Origin of the sequence: Desulfatibacillum aliphaticivorans DSM 15576 (genome assembly GCF_000429905.1) — a bacterium.
GTDB lineage: Bacteria > Desulfobacterota > Desulfobacteria > Desulfobacterales > Desulfatibacillaceae > Desulfatibacillum > Desulfatibacillum aliphaticivorans.
The window spans coordinates 90,731-111,456 of sequence record NZ_AUCT01000025.1 but is presented as its reverse complement, the minus strand read 5'-3'; the positions used below and the strand labels follow the sequence as shown (position 1 = coordinate 111,456).

Annotated in this window: 15 protein-coding genes and 1 pseudogene; 9 read left to right on the top strand and 7 right to left on the bottom strand. The window is 52.4% G+C overall.

Annotation, left to right across the window (positions count from 1 at the left end; genetic code table 11):
* Positions 1–168: pseudogene (locus G491_RS36380) on the top strand (IS66 family transposase); the annotation flags it as partial.
* Between the two features lie 653 nt (positions 169–821).
* Here G491_RS36380 and G491_RS0120415 read toward each other — a convergent pair.
* From G491_RS0120415 to G491_RS0120405, 3 genes are read right to left on the bottom strand one after another with little or no spacing between them, the layout of a single operon-like run.
* A complete protein-coding gene (locus tag G491_RS0120415) occupies positions 822–2,075 on the bottom strand; it encodes a NupC/NupG family nucleoside CNT transporter (protein WP_028315889.1) in 1,254 nt (417 codons plus the stop codon).
* Between the two features lie 41 nt (positions 2,076–2,116).
* On the bottom strand, positions 2,117–3,442 hold the full coding sequence (locus G491_RS0120410; RefSeq protein WP_028315888.1) for a glycerate kinase type-2 family protein: 1,326 nt from the start codon (positions 3,440–3,442) through the stop codon (positions 2,117–2,119).
* 38 nt (positions 3,443–3,480) lie between these two features.
* Positions 3,481–4,476 carry a radical SAM protein gene (locus tag G491_RS0120405; protein WP_345917601.1) on the bottom strand — a complete coding sequence of 332 codons (996 nt, stop codon included), beginning with the start codon at positions 4,474–4,476 and terminating at the stop codon, positions 3,481–3,483.
* 199 nt (positions 4,477–4,675) lie between these two features.
* On the opposite strand from G491_RS0120405, the gene G491_RS0120400 reads away from it, so the two are divergent.
* The 3 genes from G491_RS0120400 to G491_RS0120390 all read left to right on the top strand — a co-directional run bounded on the left by G491_RS0120400 (position 4,676) and on the right by G491_RS0120390 (position 8,512).
* Positions 4,676–5,038, top strand: a complete 363-nt coding sequence (locus G491_RS0120400) for a hypothetical protein (RefSeq protein WP_028315886.1) — start codon at positions 4,676–4,678, stop codon at positions 5,036–5,038.
* 138 nt (positions 5,039–5,176) lie between these two features.
* Positions 5,177–5,455: a hypothetical protein gene (locus G491_RS0120395; protein ID WP_012610084.1), complete on the top strand. Its 279-nt coding sequence runs from the start codon at positions 5,177–5,179 to the stop codon at positions 5,453–5,455.
* A gap of 480 nt (positions 5,456–5,935) precedes the next feature.
* A complete protein-coding gene (locus G491_RS0120390) occupies positions 5,936–8,512 on the top strand; it encodes an EAL domain-containing protein (RefSeq protein WP_028315885.1) in 2,577 nt (858 codons plus the stop codon).
* 59 nt (positions 8,513–8,571) lie between these two features.
* On the opposite strand, the gene G491_RS0120385 is transcribed toward G491_RS0120390, so the two are convergent.
* Both G491_RS0120385 and G491_RS34295 read right to left on the bottom strand, forming a co-directional pair.
* Positions 8,572–9,540, bottom strand: a complete 969-nt coding sequence (locus tag G491_RS0120385; RefSeq protein ID WP_012610082.1) for an ABC transporter substrate-binding protein — start codon at positions 9,538–9,540, stop codon at positions 8,572–8,574.
* Between the two features lie 224 nt (positions 9,541–9,764).
* Positions 9,765–11,711, bottom strand: coding sequence for a methyl-accepting chemotaxis protein (locus G491_RS34295; protein WP_051327408.1), 1,947 nt, complete (start codon positions 11,709–11,711; stop codon positions 9,765–9,767).
* A gap of 830 nt (positions 11,712–12,541) precedes the next feature.
* Between G491_RS34295 and G491_RS0120375 the strand changes: the two genes are divergently transcribed.
* A complete protein-coding gene (locus G491_RS0120375; protein ID WP_028315884.1) occupies positions 12,542–14,455 on the top strand; it encodes an AMP-dependent synthetase/ligase in 1,914 nt (637 codons plus the stop codon).
* A gap of 87 nt (positions 14,456–14,542) precedes the next feature.
* On the opposite strand, the gene G491_RS36140 is transcribed toward G491_RS0120375, so the two are convergent.
* Entirely contained in the window at positions 14,543–15,220 is a 678-nt protein-coding gene (locus G491_RS36140; protein WP_051327407.1) for a ribonuclease HI, read from the bottom strand.
* A gap of 15 nt (positions 15,221–15,235) precedes the next feature.
* Positions 15,236–16,405 carry an exo-beta-N-acetylmuramidase NamZ family protein gene (locus G491_RS0120365; protein WP_028315882.1) on the bottom strand — a complete coding sequence of 390 codons (1,170 nt, stop codon included), beginning with the start codon at positions 16,403–16,405 and terminating at the stop codon, positions 15,236–15,238.
* Positions 16,406–16,573: 168 nt separating this feature from the next.
* Between G491_RS0120365 and G491_RS36760 the strand changes: the two genes are divergently transcribed.
* The 4 genes from G491_RS36760 to G491_RS0120345 all read left to right on the top strand — a co-directional run bounded on the left by G491_RS36760 (position 16,574) and on the right by G491_RS0120345 (position 20,688).
* The gene (locus G491_RS36760) at positions 16,574–16,693 is read left to right on the top strand and encodes a helix-turn-helix domain-containing protein (protein ID WP_084511611.1); all 120 of its coding nucleotides are present in this window, start codon (positions 16,574–16,576) and stop codon (positions 16,691–16,693) included.
* Positions 16,694–16,850: 157 nt separating this feature from the next.
* Positions 16,851–17,948 (top strand): histidinol-phosphate transaminase, encoded by a 1,098-nt coding sequence (hisC, locus tag G491_RS0120355; protein ID WP_028315881.1) that lies wholly within the window; start codon positions 16,851–16,853, stop codon positions 17,946–17,948.
* Positions 17,949–17,972: 24 nt separating this feature from the next.
* Positions 17,973–18,644: a (d)CMP kinase gene (cmk, locus tag G491_RS0120350; RefSeq protein ID WP_028315880.1), complete on the top strand. Its 672-nt coding sequence runs from the start codon at positions 17,973–17,975 to the stop codon at positions 18,642–18,644.
* A 196-nt stretch (positions 18,645–18,840) separates the two neighbouring features.
* Positions 18,841–20,688: a 30S ribosomal protein S1 gene (locus G491_RS0120345; protein ID WP_028315879.1), complete on the top strand. Its 1,848-nt coding sequence runs from the start codon at positions 18,841–18,843 to the stop codon at positions 20,686–20,688.
* The last annotated feature ends 38 nt before the right edge of the window (positions 20,689–20,726 follow it).

The following is a 20,726-nucleotide window of genomic DNA, read 5'->3' as shown; positions in this document are numbered from 1 at the left end:
GCAGACTCATGCTGGAAATGGAAAGCCTTTGGCTTTGCCTGTCCGAGCCGGGCGTTGACCCTACCAACAACCGGGCGGAAAGGGCCTTGCGTTACGGGGTGATCTGGCGCAAACGGAGCCTGGGAACCCAAAGCGAAAAAGGCGACCGCTGGGTGGAACGCATCCTCAGCCTCAAACATACCTTAAGAATGCACGGCCTTCCTGTGTATCCCAGACTCGTCCAAATTATCTCCGACTTCCTGAAAAACCAACCCACAGACCTTGCATGGATCAGTAACCCGGGCTAACTACCCCCTGAAGGCTTACAATATTTCCTTACAAATACCGAAAAACTCAGAATCAACCTTGATTTTCATCACATTATCCTTGCTGCCTTTTCAGGATTAAAAAAATGGAGAAAGACCCATCAAACATAGGAGTTTGGGTAGCCCGGGCAGAGCAGTATCCTGCCCGGGTGCGTGAGCACATGTATTTAATAGAATGCCTTTGTCAGCGTTGCGCCCATATAGATCGGCATGAATAGAACTTCGTTATGAGTCCTTTTGTAGGAATCCCCGGCAGTCATGACGCCTCTCCAATCAGATGTAAGTGATTTAAAATAAAAACATGTCCTTCGGACCCTGGCAGCAAACTGCGCTGCCTGGGCTATCCATGAAGGTTATTGTGACAAGTCGGGTTGTAATTGCTATTGCAAGAAAAATTGGACGCCCATTTTCGTATTCTCGCGCGCAGCGCAATTTGAAGGTTTTTGATCAAACTTTTTTGCCGTTTTGCGGCGTATGGAAAAAGAGTTTGCCGCCGGAGGCTTTTTGCTTTTGTCTTTATCCTGAGAACAAAATCCCTGCGATGGCGCCGGTCATGAGGGTGGCCAGGGTGCCGGCGATGATGGATTTGAACCCCAGGCCCACAATCTCCGTTCTCCGCTCGGGCACCATCATGCCCAGGCCGCCGATCATGATGCCCAAAGATCCCAAATTGGCGAACCCGCACATGGCGTAGGTCATGATCAACACGGACCGGGGCGACAATTGCTCCGCCGGAGTTCCGGCTAGAGCCAGGTAAGACAGGAACTCGTTCAGGACCGTCTTGACGCCCATGAGGCTGCCTGCGGTCACGCATTCGGACCAGGGAATGCCTATGAGCCAGACGATGGGCGCCATGATCATGCCCAAAATCCGTTGAAGGGTGACGGCCTCGCCTCCGATGTTTGGGACCCACCCAAGGCAGATATTCACCAACTCCACCATGGCCACGCAGACTACCAGCATGGCGATGACATTCAGGTAGAGCTTCATGCCTTCGGTTCCGCCGTTGGTGATGGCTTCCATGGAACTGGATGCGGGATTGGGGATGCTCATTTGGCCTTCCGTAACGCTGTCGCTGGGAATCATAATGCGGGCTATGGCGATTGCCGCCGGCGCACTGATGATGGAGGCCACCAGCAGATGACCTAACGCATCGGGCAATACGGGCTTTAAAAAGCTGGCGTATAGCACCAGCACCGTGCCTGCCACGGTGGCCATGCCGCCCGTCATGAGGGCGAACAACTCGCCCCGGGAAATGTCTCTGAGATAGGGCTTGACGAATAAAGGCGCCTCGATCATGCCCACGAATACGTTGGCGGCCAGCCCCAGACCTTCGGCTCCGCCCACACCCAAAGACCGGCGCAGGAGCCAGGCGAAGCCCCGGACGATGAGAGGCAGAATTTTCCAATAAAACAGCAGGGAGGATAGGGCGCTCATGACCAGGATAAGCCAAAGCCCCCGTAGGCCGAAAATATAGGATGCTCCTTGATTCGTCACCTCAAAGGGAAAGGACTCGCCGCCGCCCAGGTATCCGAAAACAAAGGTGGTGCCCGCCCTGGCAGCGGTTTCCAATGCTCCGACAACTTTGTTCAAAGCCAGAAATACGCTTTGCGCGCCCGGCATTTTCAAAAAGACCAGGGCCAATATAAGCTGGAGGACAATGGCCGATATGACGGTCTTGAGTTGGATGTTCTTGCGATTTTCGGAAAAAGCCAGAGCAATAAGGGGCATGGCGATCAGGCCAAGGGCGCAGTGCAGGATGTCGAGCATGAAGGAGTCCTTTCAGAAACAGCCCTAAATTCAATAAGTGATCAGGATATCAGTATGAGACGCAGGTCCATGACATTGGTCATGGTGGGACCGGTAATGACCAGTTCCTCCGTTTTTTTGAAAAAATTGTAGGAGTCGTTTCTTAGCAAGTAGTCGTGCGGGTCCAGGCCCATGGCTTCCGCCCGGGAGCATGTGCCGCCGTCGCAGTAGGCGCCGGCTGCGTCCGTGGGACCGTCCGTGCCGTCGGTTCCTGCGGAAAACAGCAGGGCGCCTTCCACGCCCTGTATGGCGATGGCCGCCGCCAGGGCGAACTCCATGTTGCGTCCGCCTTTGCCTTTTCCCTTGATGGTCACGGTGGTTTCGCCGCCGGAAAGGACGCAGGCGGGCCGTTGCAAGGGATTGCCCGTGGCCAGGATTTCCTTGGCGATGCCAGCGTGCACCTTGGCCACGTCCTGGGCTTCTCCGTCAATTAAGGAGGAAAGAATCATGGTATTGTATCCCAAGCCCTTGGCTTTGTCTCGCGCCTGAAGCAAAGACTGACGCGAAGATCCTACGATCAGGGTATGGGCGTGGTTGAACATCGGATCTCCCGGCTTGGGCGTTTCGGGCAGATCTCCGGCCGCTCCCCGTTCAAGGTGCCCCATGACCTCAGCGGGAAAGTTCAAACACATCTGGTGACGGTCGATAATCTCCAGGCACCGTTGGAAGGTGTCCGGGTCGGGCGTGGTAGGGCCCGAGGCGATGATGTCCAGATCGTCTCCGATCACATCGGACAGCACCAGGGAGATCATGGTTGCAGGATGGGCGATCCGCACCAGTTGCCCGCCTTTGACCGCGGAAAGGTGCTTTCTGATGGCGTTCATTTCCTGGATGGGAGCGCCGCAAGCCAGCAGAGCCGAGGTGGCTTCCTGTTTTTGAGCCAGCGTCAGGCCTTTGGCCGGCAAAGGCAGCAGGGCCGAGCCTCCGCCCGAAATCACGCAAAAAACCAGGTCCCTTTCCGTAAGGCCTTCCAGCAGGCCGATGATCGCCCGGGCGCCCAGCATCCCGTTGGCGTCAGGTACAGGATGCCCGCCTTCGACGATTTTGACGAAATCCAAGGGCATGACATGCCCGTATTTAGTGACGATCTGGCCTTCCGTGATATGGGGCAGGGTCTTTTCCAGGGCTCGGGCCATGGGACAGGCGGCTTTGCCCGCTCCAACAACGAACACCCTGTCATAGCCGGCCAGGCTGATTTTCCGATCTCCAACCGACAAAACGCCGCTTTGACTTAGATGCAGGGCTTTGAGCACGGCCTGCTCCGGGTCGGCCGCCGCCAGGCCAGCCCGGAATATTTCCATAGCGTGTTCCCGCAAGATTTGCGTCATGGCATTGTCCTCCGTCCAGCGCATAAAAACGCGCTCAATCAGGATTGATCGGGAGGGCTGACCCTTTCTTTGAGAAGACAACAGGCCACCTGATACAATGGATCGCCGTCCGGACCGTATTCCACGTTTCCAGGCTGAATGAGCTTGTTCATCACGCAGCCCTCGGGGATGTTCAGGTCGAAAAATCGGTCCTCATGCAATCCGGAAACCGGTTTTAGCCTGTCATCCTCAAACATGAGCGAGTGAATGGGGTAGTCCTCGCACAAAGGGCACCGGTACACCCTGCCGTTGGGAAAGATGAAATAATTCTCCGCCACCTTGCCCGCGCACTCGAATTTCTCGCCCGACTCCAGAAATACCTTGGGATAGGTGGTCTCGATTCCCAGCAGGGCCGCTTTTTCGGCCGTGACGGGAACCACACTGTCCCACTGGGAGCGGGTGAGCTGGTTCAGGTCTGAGGCGTTTGACGCTGCGTTTCCCCGCAACCCGATAACTTGGATAAAAAATCGTTGTACACCCCATTTTGCCAGAAGTTCGGGCATCTGGTCCAGAAATTTCAGGTTTCCCGTGCTGACCGTGTATATCAGACTGATGCCAAATCCTTTTTTAACAGCCTTTTGCAGGTTTTTCGTGCATATTTTGAAGGAGCCTTTTCCTCGAATGGGGTCGTTCACCTCCGGGGTGGGACCGTCCAGGCTGAACGAAAACACGTCCACTTCGCCGGGGCTGGTCTTGTCCAGAATATCGTGGAAGCAATATCCGTTTGTATCCACTGTTATGGATTTGTATCCAGTGCTGCGGGCGTGGCGGATGGCCTGATCAAGATCCGGGTGCATGGTGGGCTCCCCGCCCAAAAAGATCACGTTGGAGTCCGCCCCCTGAGCGGAAAATGCATCCAGCCACTTGCAAATGGTTTTAATATCAAGGGTCTGCCTGCCGTGCTGCTCGGGGTTGATGTAGCAATGCCTGCAGGAAAGATTGCATTGGGTTAAAATGTGAAAAAACACGTTTTTTGCGTGTGCTTGAAAAGCCACAGTTTGTTTCATGCCGCACCTGTATATATGGGTAAATACTAACAATCATTACAACGCATTATGTCCTCACATACCATAAGCCGGCAAAAGGATAAAGAGAAGACCGATTTTTGAGTAAAAGCCGACCCTTTTCTTGACATTGAGGTCCGTATTTATTATTTGTCAGGAGTATATTAGGAATGGAATAAGGAAAAGGTTCATGGCGACATCCATAGGCGATTTGGTTTTGGTTCATTACGAAGGGAACCCCGCCTTTTACGCAAGAATAGAAGACATCGAGGCGGACCGCAAACCCGGGTGGCGCCATGTGCATATGATGGCATTAATGACGCCGTCCCACGAATTTTCCTGGATTCTGCGCGACGAATATATCAACGGAGAGGTCTTCACCATGGGCGGCAATGAGATGCGCCTGGAAAAGGTGGGGCCGCCCCGGGGGCTTATTCCTCAAGGGACTGGGGCTGAATCCTCCAAGGAAGATTCGTCTACGGACGGTAAAAAATCGGGCGAAAAAAAGGGCGGCCAGGCAAAGGTCGTCTCCTTAATGGACCGAAAAAAATAAAATAGGCTTGCTTTCGCAGGTAGTACGTGGTATCCGTCTGCCTTCATTTGAAGACGGCTGAAACTAGAATTTTGCCGGCGAATGGCTTTCCTTAACGTGCCGGAACGTTTAAGAACATAACTACAAGGAGGACTTTTAATGAAAACGTTAGTTGGCGGAGCAGTCGCGGCTGTACTGGGTCTGTTGGGCATGGCCATCTGGTCGGAACAGTTTTTTGGCATCCTGGCCGGTGTGGTGCCCGTAACCCTGTTTCTGGGCGGCGCCTTAGCTATTTACCTGGGCTTTGACGAACTGAAAGATAAATGGCAGGGAGAAGAGGACTTTGATTTCGGCGACGGCGCCAGCGACGTGGATCGCTACAAAAAAGAAATTGAGGACCTGAAAAAAGAGATCAACTCCCTCAAAGGCTCCAAATAAAATAGCATAGCAAGTTTTTCGGCTCCCCTTATTATTCCTGAGCCGATTGCAAATAGGCATCCAAAAAGCCCTGAATCCGCAACCTCGGATCAGGGCTTTTTTTAATCCCTCTTGTCCGCCTTTTGTCTTCTTAAATACTATTTTTTTGTTATGACACAATATATTAACAAAGATAAAATTATTGCCATAAAGATCTTCTTGGTATATCATAGCAACCATTATTAATTTGGTTCCCAGGATGTGTTTAAAAGATTGGTCGGCTTAAGGGTGGAGGCGCCTTCCTTGTTCAAGACTCTTGGCGCCCTGAGTCGGTCCAGCATTTTTTCTGAGTGAAAACGAAGGATTTTCTTAGATTTTTAAGTCCAATCCATGTGCTTTTTCTTTTACGCATCTCGCTACATATCGGCCTTGGAAAAAATATGACTTTTGTTTAACAAAGCGTCCGGTTTTGCCGGTGCATCTGTTTCCAAGGTGGACGCAATGAACGCCCCTAAAAAGATTATACTTGTTGTTTTGGATAAAGACGAATCCCTTGCAGAGGAGGCCAGAAAATACCTGCCCGAGTCTTTGTTCCGGATTCACGGCTTTACGGACCCGGAAGAGGCGCTGGCTTTCATAAAAAAAGGAGAGCCAGGCATCTGCCTGGTGCGGACCGCTCTCAATAACACGAGTTCAAGCGCCTTTTGCAAATCATTGCGGGAGGACTATTCCAAAGAAAAGCTGCCTGCCATCCTGGTTGCAGACCCCCATGAAACGTTTAAGATCAAGGTGGGCTACGACGCGGGGTTCTCCGATGTTGAGACTTTTCCCATCAACTGGCAAGTCATGCAAAATCGTCTGCGCTACGCCTTGGATACCAACCAACTCTTGGCAAAGCTGAGGGACAGCGAAGAAAAAATTTATCACGCTCAAAAGGCCGCCCACATGGGAACCTGGGAATATGTTCCTGAGAGCAAAACCTTTATTTTATCCAAGAACTCCCATCAGGTGTTCGGCATACGCTACGGCGACGAAAGGGTGTCCCGGGACCATTTTCTGGACGTGTTTCATCCTGAGGATCGCGAAGAATTTTCCAATCTGCTCAATCAGGCGGTCACGCGGCATTTTCCATTCAGACTGGTGCACCGCATCATGCGTTTTGACGGGAGCGTCCGTTTTATTCAACAGCAGGTTTCCATTGTCCGGAACAATATCACCGGGGTCAAAACCATCCTTGGCACGGCCCTGGACGTCACGGACCAAAGGTTGAACGAGTTTTTTGAGATGGATAAGAACAGCGTCCTGACCATGATCATCAAAAATCTGCCTATTATGGACGTGCTGAACGAGGTTGTCAGAGTGGTGGAAAGGCAAAGGCCCCAGGCCTCCACCATGATCAGTCTGGCCAAGGACGGCAAACTGGTTTCCGCGGTGTACTCACGGCTTCCCGCCGGCTTCATCAGGGCCGTGGGCAGGCAGAGAATCTGCCCGGAATCCGGCCTGGCCGCCGCCGCATACTTGGGGGAGACCATCCTGGTTAACGACGCCAGTTCCAATCCGCTTTGGGATAATTTCCAGAGTTTGGCGCAAGAACACGGATTACATGCCTGTTATGCCGCCCCCATATTGTCCGGCAAAGGGCAGTTGCTTGGCGTCATTTCCCTCTATTACAAGGAATCCGTTGACCCTGCGGAAGAAGACCTGGCTTTGCTTAAGGCGGTCACTGATTTGGCGTCCGTTGCCATTGAAAAAGTGCAATTGACCGAAACCCTGGTGTACCAGGCCCGCCATGACGACCTGACCGGATTGGCCAATCGGGGCGCTTTGCGGGAATGGCTGGAAAGAAGCCTGAACGCCGCCAAACGCTACGAAGAAATGCTGGCTCTTTTGTATATTGATTTGGATCGATTCAAGCAGGTCAACGACTCCCTGGGGCATGTGGTGGGCGATCAATTATTGAAGGAGGTGGTCAGCCGTTTGCTTCGGATAGTCCGGGATTCGGACATTCTGGCCCGCATGGGAGGGGATGAGTTTGTTTTGGCGGCAAGCCGCCTGGACTCCAAGGAAGACGCCCTCGGCATGGGGCGGCGCATTCTGCAGATATTCCGGGAGCCCTATCGGATTCAAGACCACGAGTTGTATCTTAACGCCAGTATTGGAATCAGTTTTTTTCCGGAAGACGCCCAGGACGCGGGCAAACTCATCCGCCATGCAGACACGGCCATGTATTATGCCAAAATCCGGGGCGGCAATCGTCTGGCGGAGTTCGAGCCTCAAATGAAGATGGCTGTCCTGGAGCGCTTGGAGATTGAAAATGACCTGAGAAAGGCCATAGAAAATAAGGAATTTGAGCTTTTCTACCAACCCCAGTACGAACTGGCGACCAAAAGGCTGATCGGGTTTGAGGCTTTGATTCGCTGGAATCACCCGGAATTGGGCCGCATTCCTCCGTTAAAATTTATTCCCCTGGCCGAGGAAACCGGATTGATCATCCCCATAGGCGAATGGGTGGTCCACGAGGCCTGCGCCCAGAACGCACGATGGGCCAAAGCCGGATACGGGTCTTTCAAGGTGTCCGTCAATGTTTCGTCTGTGCAGTTTGCAGACGAGGGGTTTCTGGACGTTCTAGTCAGTGCGCTCAACAAAAGCGGCATGGAGTCCCACCACCTGGAAATCGAATTGACGGAAAGCATATTGGTAAAGGATGTCAAATCCATCGCCAACATGTTAAGCGGCGTCAAATCCCTGGGCGCCACAACCGCCATCGACGATTTTGGCACAGGCTACTCCTCCATGAGCTATCTTCACGACCTGCCCATAGATTGCCTGAAAATAGATCGCTCCTTTGTGATTAACACAGGGGACGACACCTTCGCCTCGGAGCGTAAGAGAAACCTCTTGAGTAAAATCGTGGAAATGTCTCACGATTTGGGGCTTACGGTTATCGCGGAAGGATTTGATAACAAGCAGCAGTTCGATTACCTGGTTAAGATCGGGTGCGACGTGGGCCAGGGCTTTTATTTGGGCGTTCCCATGTCGGCTCCTGAGATCGAGTTTTATTGCAGCATGGTTTATTAAAGGAAGAGATCTGCGCCCCTCCAGGAATGTTTCGAGGAGAGGCGCAGAATGAAAAAGGCTTATTGAATAACCTGGTTGGCGGCTTCAATGAGCGTATAAGGTATTTCCTGGCCCAGGTTTTGAGCGATGCGGGCGTTCAATATGAGCTTGCCCTCCTTGTTTTGGGCAATGGCTATGGAATCCGGGCTGGCGCCCCCCAGGATTTTCAGAGCCGCTTCCGCCGCCCACAGGCCTTGTTCTTCAGACACCTTGGCGAAGTCCAAAAGGGCGTAAGGGGCCATGAAATCATAGGATGTTCCCGTGGGGATTTTGGTGTTGGCTTCCACAAAGGCAATGAGCTCATCAGCCTGGTCTGCGTACAGTCCGCCGTCGGAGTCAACGAGCAGAATATCCACTTTGCCTTGCAGTTCGGCAAATCCCATTTTCCAGTCTTCGGCGCTTTTAGAAAAGTATTTCTCCAGGCTCAAACCAAAGGCTTTGGAAATGTTTTCCGCCTCCTTGGTGGATGTGAGCGTGTCAGGCCCGATAAAACCCAGCCTGTCCCCCTTGGCGAAAGGCTTTAACTGCTCCAGCAGTTGGGGAACCGGGGTGACTTCCACCATGCCGGTGACGTTTTTGCACGGGAAGCCGTACACCGAGGCATCCCAGTTGACGCCGCAGAAAACCACCGGAGTCGCCGTGTTTTTCAAGTAAGGCTCCACCAGGTATTTGGCGGCGTTGTCGTCGGACGCGATAACCACGTCCGGCTTAAAGGAGTCAATCAGAGCCTTGGCTTTCAATGAAACGCTTTTTTTGTACTCCTCCCCCGATTGTCGTTTGGTGTCCATTCTAAAGACTTTAACCTCAATTCCTTTGCCATCCAGAGCGGTTTTGGCCCCCCTGATAATACCGTCGCTCCACTCATATCCTTCATGATAGGAGTCCACCAAAAGGATTTTTTTTCCGGTAAAATCCGCAGCCGGGGATGAGCCCGCCAAAATAAGGGCCAAAGTCATAACCGCGGCAAGGTATACGCCCAATTTTTTCATATTTCCTCCACTTCATTTGCTGTGACACGTCTTGCTATACATTTCGCCAAAGTCCTTGATCATGAAAAATGACCAAAGATTCCGGTCTTCCGGCTGAAAATGTCTGACTAATATTGTTCGCCCGGCTGCGGACCAAACCGTGCGCCGGCATAGAGGCGACACGCACCCCACGCTTGGTCCGCCTGCAAGCGCGGGGCAATAGGGCATGGGAAGCGTTTTTAGAGTTACACCTTGAATTTACCAGCCATCTCGGTGAGCATGCTCCCCAAGCTGTTTAGGGCGATGGTGGATTCCTCCAGTTGCTTGGCGCTGTCCACGTTTTGCTCACTGGCCAGCTTGATGCTTTCCAACGCTTGAGACAACTGCTCCATTCCAGCCAGTTGCTGTTGGGCCGACGCCGCTATAAGGCGGGACGACTTGGAGGATTCCGTAGTGCTTAACGACAGTTTGCGGATCGCTTCCTCGGCTTCGGACGATAGGTGGCTGCCCTCGTCCACGGCTTTAGAGCCCCTTTCCGTGGCCATGACGGCCGCGCTGGTGGCGTTCTGGATTTCCTGCAGAATGTTTCGGACCTGCTCTGTGGCTTGTTTGGATTGGTCGGCCAATGATTTGACTTCCTGCGCGACCACGGCGAAGCCCTTGCCGAACTCGCCTGCCTTGGCCGCCTCGATGGAGGCGTTGACGGACAAGAGATTGGACTGGTTGGCCAGTTCGTTCACTGCATCGATGATTTCGGCGATGTTCTGAGTTTGTTCGCTCAGCTTGACAATGCTTTCGGCGATGTACTGCATTTCATCCTTGATCCGGACCATGCCGTCCAGGTTGTAGGCGGTGGCCGAAAGCCCGCTTTGGGAGACCTTTTCCGTATCTTCGGCGGATTGAGCCACGCTTTCCGCCTTTTCGCTGGAAACCCGCATGGTCTCCTTAACTTCCTCCCCGGTTGTGCTGATTTCACTGACCGAGCTTCCCATCTCCGTGGCGCTGGAGGCGAACTGGGAGGCGGTGGTGGAAATCTGGGCCGTCAGGGTGGCCAGGGAATGGGCGGATTCCATGATTTCCCGGATCATGGATTGCTGCTTGTCCATGAATTTGTTAAACCAGGATGCCAAATCCCCCACTTCGTCCTGACTGGAGACGTCCAGCCTTCTCGTCAAATCCCCTTCGCCCTGAGCCACGTCCTGCAAGCCTTTGCTGACCGTATTAATGGGCGTGATGATGAAGACCTGCACCAGGATCAAGATGGAAAAGCCGATTGCCAGCAATAGCAGAAAGCCTATGCCAGCCACCCAGACGCTAACCTCATTGGCGCCGGCGTAAATCTCGCTGGCTTTGGCGCTCAGGCCTGTCGCCAAGTCCGTTCCTTCAACCTGGCATATTGCTGTTATATAATCTTGGCCGGAGGAATTGTCCATGTCGGCGCCAAGGACATGTTCATAGACTCCGCGTTCCTGGCCGGCATATTTCGTTCCCAGGTCGGATTTTGCGATGTCTATGACGAAATCCATCTGCAGCTTGTTGGAATGGGATTGATGGCTGACTATCAAGCCTTTGCTTTCCATCAAAAATGCTCTTCCGCTTTCCCCGAATTTCATCTTGCTCATGAAATTTTCCCGGAAATAGGCAAGATTCAATTGGGCGAACATGTATCCCTTCAACCCCTTTTGCTCCACGGGAACCGTGAGCATGAGAGCCGCCGAGTTGGTAAGGCTGCTCTTGAACACCGGGGAAAATCTTCCTTCAGTTATATCGTTTCCGGACAATATGCCTTGGCATAAATCCTTAATTTGTCTGGCTTTTTCTGCGTCGGAAGCTGTTATGGGCGTCCCCTGGGCGTCCGTGAGGACCACAATGTCGTAAAAAGCGTGCTTGGATGTAATCCTCTCCAGATTCGCCTGGGCCTGTTTTCTGAATGCCGTAGCGATGAAAGTGTCTGGCAGAGCCTCCCTGAATACCTTTTCCGTAGCCCAAGACTCAACGTCAAACATAGCCCGGTGAACCCATGCGGCCAGGTTCAGCGACGAAGACTCCACCTGCAGCAGCATTTGCGCCTTGGCTTGAGATTTTAAAACGCTTTTGACTTTGACGTAGGTGACGGCGCCGAAAAGGGTCAGGAGAATTGTCAGAATGATTAGCGCAGGCGCTAAGAACTTCGTGCGAAGGCCAAACTTCATGGGAACGCCCCCCCTTTACACGGGATCGTGTACATTAAATATGTTGTAATAAGGCATTACTTCGAAACGCATCACCGGTGAACTGGCTGCTGTGACGCGACAACATATTTTGGGCGTCCTGACATGCAAACACAAATTTGAACCAGTAATTACTTCGAAAGAGAAAATCTGCTTTTGGCTACAAAGGCAAATTCTGAGTATTAAAAAACACAATTAAGTTGTATATGTCAATACTTTTCGGAAAGTCTGATATAATTCCATATAAAGTATTCTATAAATCTAATTTTATTGTAAATTTTATCTTCTATATATATATTGATAAGATTGGAGCCGCATATTATCCAGCTCCATTAAAACACCAAGGGATCTATAAGCGTGCGCAGAGGGATTTCTTATTATCACTTGAAATATTTAGTAAATTATATGTTTTATCGAAGGCGGATTTTCTTTGACGAACGCTTGTTTAGCGTAGAACGAGCCGTTGATCCAATTTCAAATAGTTTCCATAAATTTGCGTATTTTTTTACTCTTTACCGGACGCCGAGAGGATTTTTTAGGGGCCTATGACTACAGCGGCTCCCTAAAACTGTAACACGGTCCGTTTAATCAGCCGTCCTATTTGGGAATAATTTTTTCAAAATTTGGCGGTCTGGTCCTTTATGTTCTTTGATTTTCCGGCTGATTGCCTGGAAGGGGTTTAGTAAAAATTGGAATTATGCTTGCATCCTTTTTGTAAGAAGTCTATTCCCTATGGGTCGGATTCTTGGAAATCCGGCAGGCGCCGCCAAGGAGACAGAAATAATAGAAGGAAATCAGGAAGGCCGTCAACCATGGAAAACATCTCCCAGGACAAGTGGTACATCACAACGCAAACCTTTCCGGAGTTGCTGCATCGCAACGTCACCCAGTTTGGAGAACGCCGGGCTCAGTGGTGGAAAACCGAGTCAGGCACCCATCAGACCCTGACCTATTTTCAGTTGGGCCGCATCATAGAAGAAGCAAGCTGCGGGCTCATTGAGATCGGGGTGGAAAAAGGCGACAGGGTGGCCCTCATGGCTCATACCTGTCCCGAGTGGATGCAGGCGGATTACTCCATCCTATGCGCAGGCGCCATGACCGTCTGCGTGTATCCCACGTTGTCCAAAGACGAACTTACATATATTATAAGGGATTCCGGCGCCAAGGTCCTGTACGTGCAGGACGGCCTCAACCTGGCTAAGGCCCTGGAAGCCTGGGCGGACATGCCTTCCCTGGAAAAGGTGATTGTGCTGCAAGGGGAGGTCGGCGGGGATGATCCCCGGATTTTGGATTTCAACGCCCTTTGCTCTTTAGGCTCAAATTTGAGGGCCAAGGAGCCCAAGGCCTTTTCCAACCGTTGGAAGTCCGTGGCTCTGGACGATCCCATGACCATCGTGTACACCTCCGGAACCACCGGCAAGCCCAAGGGAGCGGTGCACACGCACGCCAGCATCAACGCAGCCTGCCGCCGGGACATGGAGCCCATTGGGTTCATGAAGCCCGACGATGTCATGCTGTCCTTTCTGCCCCTTTCCCATACCTACGAAAGGGAATGCGGCCACGGAGTCGCCATGCACGGCGCCATTACCCTGGCTTATTCGTCTCCAAAGACCATGGTGGAAGACCTTCAGGTCTTCAAGCCCACCATGTTCATGTCCGTGCCTCGCATTTACGAGCGCATTTTCATGGCTTTGTCCGCCGCCGCCTCCGAATCTTTCCTGAAAAAAGCCATTTTCAACTACGCCCTGAAAGTCGGGAAAAAGGTGGTGGACGCCCGGTCGGACGAAAACGGATTCGTGGACATGTCCGAAGAGGCCGACCTGACCTCAGGCATAGGCCCTTTGCTGCGCATGCAATATCAGTTGGTGGATAAAATCCTGTTTTCCAAAGTGCGGGAGAAGCTGGGAGGACGGTTCCGCTTCGCCTTTTCCGCGGCCGGCGCCTTGCCGGCCGACCTCTGCAAGGTATTCATGGCCATGGGCATCCGGATTTACGAGGGATACGGCGCCACCGAAACCTGCAACACGGTCAACCTGAACCGCCCCAACAAGGTCCTGCCCGGCAGCGTGGGCTGCCTGGCGCCGGGCGTGGAAGGCCGCATCGCCCCGGACGGGGAATGGCTGGTCAAAGGTCCCAATAACATGCTGGAATATTGGAATAACCCCGAGGCCACCAAAGAGGCTTTCACCGAAGACGGATTTTACCACACCGGCGACATCGTGGAGGAACAGGCCGACGGATACCTGAAAATCGTGGACCGGAAAAAAGGCCTCATGGTTCTGGACACCGGCAAAAACGTGCCTTCCGCCAAAATCGAAAGCTGTTTTTCCCTGTCCCGATACATCGACACCGTGGTTCCCGTGGGCGATAACCGCAAATATGTGGCAGCCATCGTCATTCCCGATTTTGACGCCTTCATAGAGTATTTTAACGCCAACGGCATTGAGTATGACAAGGACGCCCTGGCTTTCGCCGACCTGGGCGCCGCCCCGGTCTGCGTAAAAGTCGGCGAGGATTTCATCAGGAACGCCAAGCTCAAGGAAATGGTCGACGAGGAAATCAAACTGGCTAATTTTCAGCTCGAAGAATACGAAACCATCAAAAAATACACCATTTCCAAACGCAGGCTGACCGAGCTAACCGGCGAAGTCACCCCCACGCTGAAAATCAAACGCAACGTGGTTATGAAAAATTTCGAAAAGGAAATTAAAGACTTATATAAATAGTCTTCGCGCGAAGCGCCCTATTTAAGTTTTGATCAAACTTTTTTAAAAGTTTGCCGCCGGAGGCAGTATTTTTTTGCAGTTCCGCAGTTAATCAGTCCCGTTTTGGTGGTTTTTAATGGCGTCGGTGGCCAGCTTGTCGGCGATTTCATTGTACGGATTGTTGGCGTGGCCCTTGACCCAGTAGCATTTAATATCCCTGAATTTGCTGATTTCATTTTGAATTTTGGCTATTAGCTCCACGTTGGCTTTGGCTTTCCAGCCTTGAAAAAGCACGCCGAAAGAATACTTGCTGTCCGTGAAGATCCTGACTGGCAATTCTCTTTTCTTGATGTTTTGGAGGGCGACCAGGATGGCCGAGAGTTCGGCCACGTTATTGGTGGTTTCTCCTATGTACTGGCTGATTTCCTTGGCATGCCCTTTGTATTTGAGCAGCACGCCTAGTCCGGCCGGGCCGGGATTGTGTGAGGACGCGCCGTCCGTATAGGCGATGATCGCGTTTTCCGGCAGGTCGGGCGTTTCTTCGGCCACGTATTTGGGAATCTTTTTGGAAGCCGAAGCCTTGGGGGCGGTTTTAGGCTTATTTATCAGGGTTTCCACGGGCGCCAGGTTGTCCACCCGGGCGGTGTATTCCTGCTCCTGATCCAGCTTGTACTTGATTTTCACCTTGCCGTTATTGACGACAAAATTCCCCTTGCCGTCCGACTCGGCCCATACCTTGCTGTTTTTAAGGGCCATTCTGACCCATTTGCCATCCGTTTCCGCCATGGGTTTCCTTTTACTTTAGTAAAGATGATATTTGGATGCGGTCTTGATAAAGGCGTCCAGTTCGTCTTGCCAGGCCTCTTCCAGTTCAAAGGGGGATGCGCCGTTTTCCAGGGCTTCCCGAATTTCCTTATCGCCCAGGATCAGGTCCATGGGCAGGCGTTCGTATTCGTATTCATAGGGCGGCTGCTTCCATTTGAAATCGTCGGGGTATAATTTGATCAAAGCGGAAATCAGCCGCAACGAGGTCAAATAGGGTTGAAATGTCCTCCTGTCCGTCACGTGGATCTGAAATCCCCGGCAAAGCTCTCCGGCCCATTTATTGAAAAGAGGTTCAAAAGCCATGGGCCGAAGGATGGCGCCCGGAACGCCCTTTGGACGCAACACTTCCATGACCTCTTTGGGGTCGATATAAGGCGCCCCGAAAACCTCGAAGGGCCGGGTGGTTCCTCGTCCTTCGGAGACGTTGGTTCCCTCCAGGATGACCTGGCCGGGATAGACCACGGCGGAATCCACAATGGGCAGGTTAGGGGAGGGCGGAATCCAGGAGAGCGTGGTCTCCTCGTAATACATGGATCGCTTCCAGCCGGTCATGGGGATGACTTGCAGATCGCATCCAATGCCGAATTCATCGTTAAAGAGCCTTGCCAATTCGGCCATTGTCAGGCCGTGGCGCATGGGAATAGGGTATCTTCCCACAAAGGATGTGCAGTTCCCCCGGAGGATATTCCCCTCCACCGCCTCTCCGCCGATGGGGTTGGGCCTGTCCATTATACAGGTTGTTTTATTTGTTTTTTTGGCGACTTCCATGCAATAGCTCATGCTATACATGAAGGTATAAACGCGCGTTCCCACGTCCTGGATGTCAATGAGAAGAACGTCGATGCCGTCGAACATCTCCTCCGTGGGAATGCGGGTTTCGCTGTACAGGCTGTATATGGGGACGCCCAGGTCGGGATCTTTCATGTGATCCGACTCGATCATGTTATCCTGCTTGGCTGCGTGAAATCCGTGCTGGGGGGAGAACAGGGCGGTCAGTTGCCCGGGAAACCGCCTGTCTATGACGACCTGGGCTCCGGTAAGCCCCCGGTCCACGGAGGCCGGGTTAAGCAGCAGCCCCAGTCGTTTGCCTTTGATCCAATCGGGCGGAGATTCCAGCAGATTATCCAGGCCGGTATTGACGAGCATGTTAGGTCAGATCCTTTGCAAATAGAAGAAATGCCATTGAAGGCCATGTTAACAGACTATTCTGCCACAATACCACGGCGTTGATAGGCGATCAAGGCTTAGGGCCTGATGTGATGTGCAAGGGGCTGCTTCAAAAGGCGGACGCCGGAAAACTCCCAGCTCCGGTATATTTCGTACATTCTCGAAAAAACCAACGGAAAAATTTCAGGGCAGGGGGGAGCGGCCGAAATATTGGGCATGAAGCGGGCAAGCCTCTATAACAGAATGAAAAAACTTGGCATGAGATGATTGAATCCCTGCTTTCAAGATTTTTTATGATGAAGCTGCGGCGCGTCTTTTCTTTGTTGATCCCGCAATTTTCATCTGTTATGGACTCTGCTCCCTTTACTTTTTCGGCCCGCCATGATGTGTATGGTGAAAAATACGGTGTAATTTGGAGGTAAATATGAAACCCACCGCCCCTGAATATTTCAATATCATCCCGCCTTATGTTCCGGGAAAGCCCATGGAGGAACTGGAGAGGGAATACGGAATCAAGGATTCCATCAAGCTGGCGTCCAATGAAAATCCCCATGGACCTTCTCCCAAAGCCATGGAGGCGGTGAAGCATGCACTGACGAACCTGCACAGATACCCGGACGGCGCAGCCCCGGAGCTTATGGAGAGCATCGCTTCCAAGATGGGCTGCCAGACCAGTCAAATCGTATTGGGCAACGGCTCCGACGAAGTCATCGACATGCTGGCCAAGGTGTACTTGAACGCCGGCGACGAAGCCCTCATGACCGAGCCTTCGTTCATGATGTATTCCATTTCCGCCTTGGCCCAGGGCGCCAGGGCCGTGAAAATCCCCCTGACCCAGGATTACAGGCATGATTTCGACGCTCTGGAAAAAGCCGTTACGGACAAAACGAAGATCATTTTTCTTAACTCCCCCCAGAATCCCAGCGGCACGGTGATTACAAAAGAGGAGTTCGAGCCTTTTCTGGAAAAAGTGGACCCTTCCATTCTGATTGTCATGGACGAAGCCTATATCGAGTTCAACCGGGATCACGAAGCGGTCATCGGCCTGGATTATTTGAACGGCGACCACACCGTGGTCACCCTGCGAACCTTTTCCAAGCTGTACGGCCTGGCCGGCCTGAGAATCGGGTTCGGGGTCATGCCGGAGCACGCGTCCCAGATGTTGAATCGGATTCGTCCTCCCTTCAACATTAACATTCCGGCGCAGGTTGCGGCCCTGGCGGCGCTCAGCGACTCGGAATTTGTTGAAAAAACGCTGGAAACCGTGCACAATGGCCTGGATTACTTGTTTGACGCTTTAAAAGAGATGGACGTTGTCTGCTATCCCACGCAGACCAATTTTTTTATGATCGACTTGAAGCGGGACGCCAAGGCCGTCTACGAAGCCTTGTTGTATAAGGGCGTTATCATCCGGCCTTTGGGATCTTACGGCTTTGATAATCACATTCGCGTAACCGTGGGGCTTCCCCAGGAAAACGAACGTTTTGTAAAAGCCTTGAAAGACGTAATGACCGGTTCTTAACCTTGAAACCGCCAGGGGGGCGATATGAAAAAAATATTAGTCACTATTGACGGGCCTGCGGGCGCGGGAAAAACCACCGTAAGCAGGGCGGTTGCGCTGGAATTGGGCTATACCTATGTGGATACGGGCGCCTTGTACAGAGGCCTGGCCGTGATCGTCAACCAAAAGGGCGTAGACCCCAATGACGACGAAGCCCTGGCCGCCGTGTGCAAGGAGTTGGAACTTTCCCTGATTCCCGAAGAAGATAAAACCCGGGTCATCGCCAATGGAGAGGATATTACAGATAAACTTCGCACCCCCGAGATTTCAATGACCTCCTCAGCCGTGTCCGCTCGACCCTTGGTCAGGGAATGGCTTTTGGGCATTCAGAGGGAGTTTGGAGAAAAAGGCGGCGCCGTTTTTGAAGGCCGCGACATGGGAACCGTTGTCTTTCCCAACGCTGAAGCCAAGTTCTTTTTGCACGCAGATCCCAATATCCGGGCCCGCCGCCGCCACCAGGAACTCCTGGAAAAAGGCCTGGCCGTGACCGAGGAAGACGTGGCCAAGGACATGGAAAAAAGGGACAAGGACGACTCAAGCAGGGCCGTAGCCCCCTTAAAACCAGCGGAAGACGCGATTTTAGTGGACAGTTCGCAATTAAATATTGAGGAGGCGGTCTGGGTCATCCTGGATTGGGTGAAAAAGAAATTGAAATAAAATTAAATAGTTGGGTGTATTTAAGGCGAAGGGGCGGATTTTTGGAGCGCATTAACTTAAAGTTAAGAGTTGAAAAAGCCTAAAAATAGCGTTGTTTTTTGTCTTTTCATCTGTTATGCATCCAACTTCGACGCCTCATTCTGCGTCCGGTTGTGGAATGAGGCAAATTTACCGTAACAGGGGGTAAGGATCTTTAATGGACGAACAACAAAACCAAGTAACTGAAGAACAACAAACTGACGTCACCGAGCAAGAGGAACAGACCGCTTCGGAAACCCAGAATCCCGAAACCGACGCCATGGAAAACGACGAGATGGACGACGACATGGACATGGACGAGATGATGGAGGACGAAGAGAACTTCATGGCGCTCTACGAGGAGAGCTTCAAGCGCTTTGAGGAAGGCGAGGTCGTAACTGGCAAAATTATCCAGATCGACAAGGATTATGTGCTGGTGGACATCGGATACAAATCCGAGGGATTGATACCGATCCGTGAGTTCATAGAACCGGACGGCACAGTGGCCGCCGAAATCGGTGATGAAGTGGAAGTCATGGTGGAACGCCTGGACAGTGAAGACGAAGGCGTCATGGTTTCCAAAGAAAAAGCCTCCAAGATCAAAGTTTGGGAAGAGATCAAGGTCGCTTACGAAGAAGAAGGCATCGTGGAAGGAACCATCACCCATCGGGTCAAGGGCGGCTTTTCCGTGGATATCGGAGTGCCCGCCTTCCTGCCCGGATCTCAGGTGGACCTGAGGCCGGTGCGCGACCTGGATTCCATGGTTGGCAAGGTTTTCACTTTCAAGGTGTTGAAATACAATAGAAAGCGGAGCAATATCGTCCTTTCCCGCCGGGTCATCCTGGAAAAGGAAAGAGAAGAACAACGCTCCAGCACGCTGCAGAACATCCACGAGGGCAAAGTCGTGGAAGGCGTTGTCAAGAACATCACCGAATACGGCGTATTCGTGGATCTTGGCGGCATCGACGGTCTGCTTCACATCACCGACATCTCCTGGGGCCGCGTCAAGCATCCCTCCGAGCTGTTCGGCGTAGGCCAAACCATCACCGTCAAGGTGCTGGACCTGGACCTGGAACGCGAAAGAGTCTCCCTGGGCATGAAACAGCTCAAGGAAGATCCCTGGACGACCGCTTCCGACCGTTACCCGGTCGGCGAACGCGTAAGCGGCAAGGTTGTCAGCCTGACCGATTACGGCGCCTTTGTGGAACTGGAAGAAGGCATCGAAGGCCTGATTCACGTGTCCGAAATGTCCTGGACCCGCAAGATACGCCATCCTTCAAAGGTGGTCTCCGTGGGCGATGACCTGGAAGCCGTGGTGCTGGACATCAAACCCAGCAACCGCAGGGTTTCCCTGGGCATGAAACAGGTCGCCCCCAATCCGTGGGACGTTATCGGCGAAAAATACCCCATCGGCACCACCATCGAGGGCCGCATCAAGAACATCACCGACTTCGGTATGTTCATCGGCATCGACGAAGGCATCGACGGTCTGGTTCATATCTCCGACATCTCCTGGACCAAGCGCATCAACCATCCTGGCGACGTGTACAAGAAAGGCGACGAAGTCCGCGCCATCGTCCTGCACATCGACCGCGAGAACGAAAGATTCTCCCTGGGCATCAAACAGCTTGAGCCCGATCCGTGGGAAACCATTTCCGAACGCTACCAGGTGGGAACCAAGGTCAACGGCCTCATCACCAGCGTAACCGATTTCGGCATCTTTGTGGAACTGGAAGAAGGCATCGAAGGCCTTGTCCATGTTTCCGAGGTCGCCAAGGAAAAGGTCAAGACCCCCGTGGGACAGTTCAACGTGGGCGACACCGTGGAAACGGTTGTGGTCAACATCAATCCCAAGGAAAGGCGCATCGGCCTGTCCATCAAACGTCTGGAAGAAGACGAGCAGGAAGGTTACTTCAACGAGTATATGGCCAGCAATAAGCCCGCCTCTTCCGCTCTGGGCGAAGCCTTCCAGAGAGCCGCCAAGATTCAGGCGCAAAATGACGACAACGGGGAAGAAGAAGAATAATACCTCTTCAAAACCTGTTAGATTTATAAAAAGCCGCC

What these genes read in the sequence shown, in the direction of transcription:
- G491_RS0120415 (WP_028315889.1), bottom strand. Translation starts at nt 2,075, where the DNA reads ATGCTCGACATCCTGCACTGCGCCCTTGGCCTGATCGCCATGCCCCTT.
- G491_RS0120410 (WP_028315888.1), bottom strand. Translation starts at nt 3,442, where the DNA reads ATGACGCAAATCTTGCGGGAACACGCTATGGAAATATTCCGGGCTGGC.
- G491_RS0120400 (WP_028315886.1), top strand. Translation starts at nt 4,676, where the DNA reads ATGGCGACATCCATAGGCGATTTGGTTTTGGTTCATTACGAAGGGAAC.
- G491_RS0120395 (WP_012610084.1), top strand. Translation starts at nt 5,177, where the DNA reads ATGAAAACGTTAGTTGGCGGAGCAGTCGCGGCTGTACTGGGTCTGTTG.
- G491_RS0120390 (WP_028315885.1), top strand. Translation starts at nt 5,936, where the DNA reads ATGAACGCCCCTAAAAAGATTATACTTGTTGTTTTGGATAAAGACGAA.
- G491_RS0120385 (WP_012610082.1), bottom strand. Translation starts at nt 9,540, where the DNA reads ATGAAAAAATTGGGCGTATACCTTGCCGCGGTTATGACTTTGGCCCTT.
- G491_RS34295 (WP_051327408.1), bottom strand. Translation starts at nt 11,711, where the DNA reads ATGAAGTTTGGCCTTCGCACGAAGTTCTTAGCGCCTGCGCTAATCATT.
- G491_RS0120375 (WP_028315884.1), top strand. Translation starts at nt 12,542, where the DNA reads ATGGAAAACATCTCCCAGGACAAGTGGTACATCACAACGCAAACCTTT.
- G491_RS36140 (WP_051327407.1), bottom strand. Translation starts at nt 15,220, where the DNA reads ATGGCGGAAACGGATGGCAAATGGGTCAGAATGGCCCTTAAAAACAGC.
- G491_RS0120365 (WP_028315882.1), bottom strand. Translation starts at nt 16,405, where the DNA reads ATGCTCGTCAATACCGGCCTGGATAATCTGCTGGAATCTCCGCCCGAT.
- hisC (WP_028315881.1), top strand. Translation starts at nt 16,851, where the DNA reads ATGAAACCCACCGCCCCTGAATATTTCAATATCATCCCGCCTTATGTT.
- cmk (WP_028315880.1), top strand. Translation starts at nt 17,973, where the DNA reads ATGAAAAAAATATTAGTCACTATTGACGGGCCTGCGGGCGCGGGAAAA.
- G491_RS0120345 (WP_028315879.1), top strand. Translation starts at nt 18,841, where the DNA reads ATGGACGAACAACAAAACCAAGTAACTGAAGAACAACAAACTGACGTC.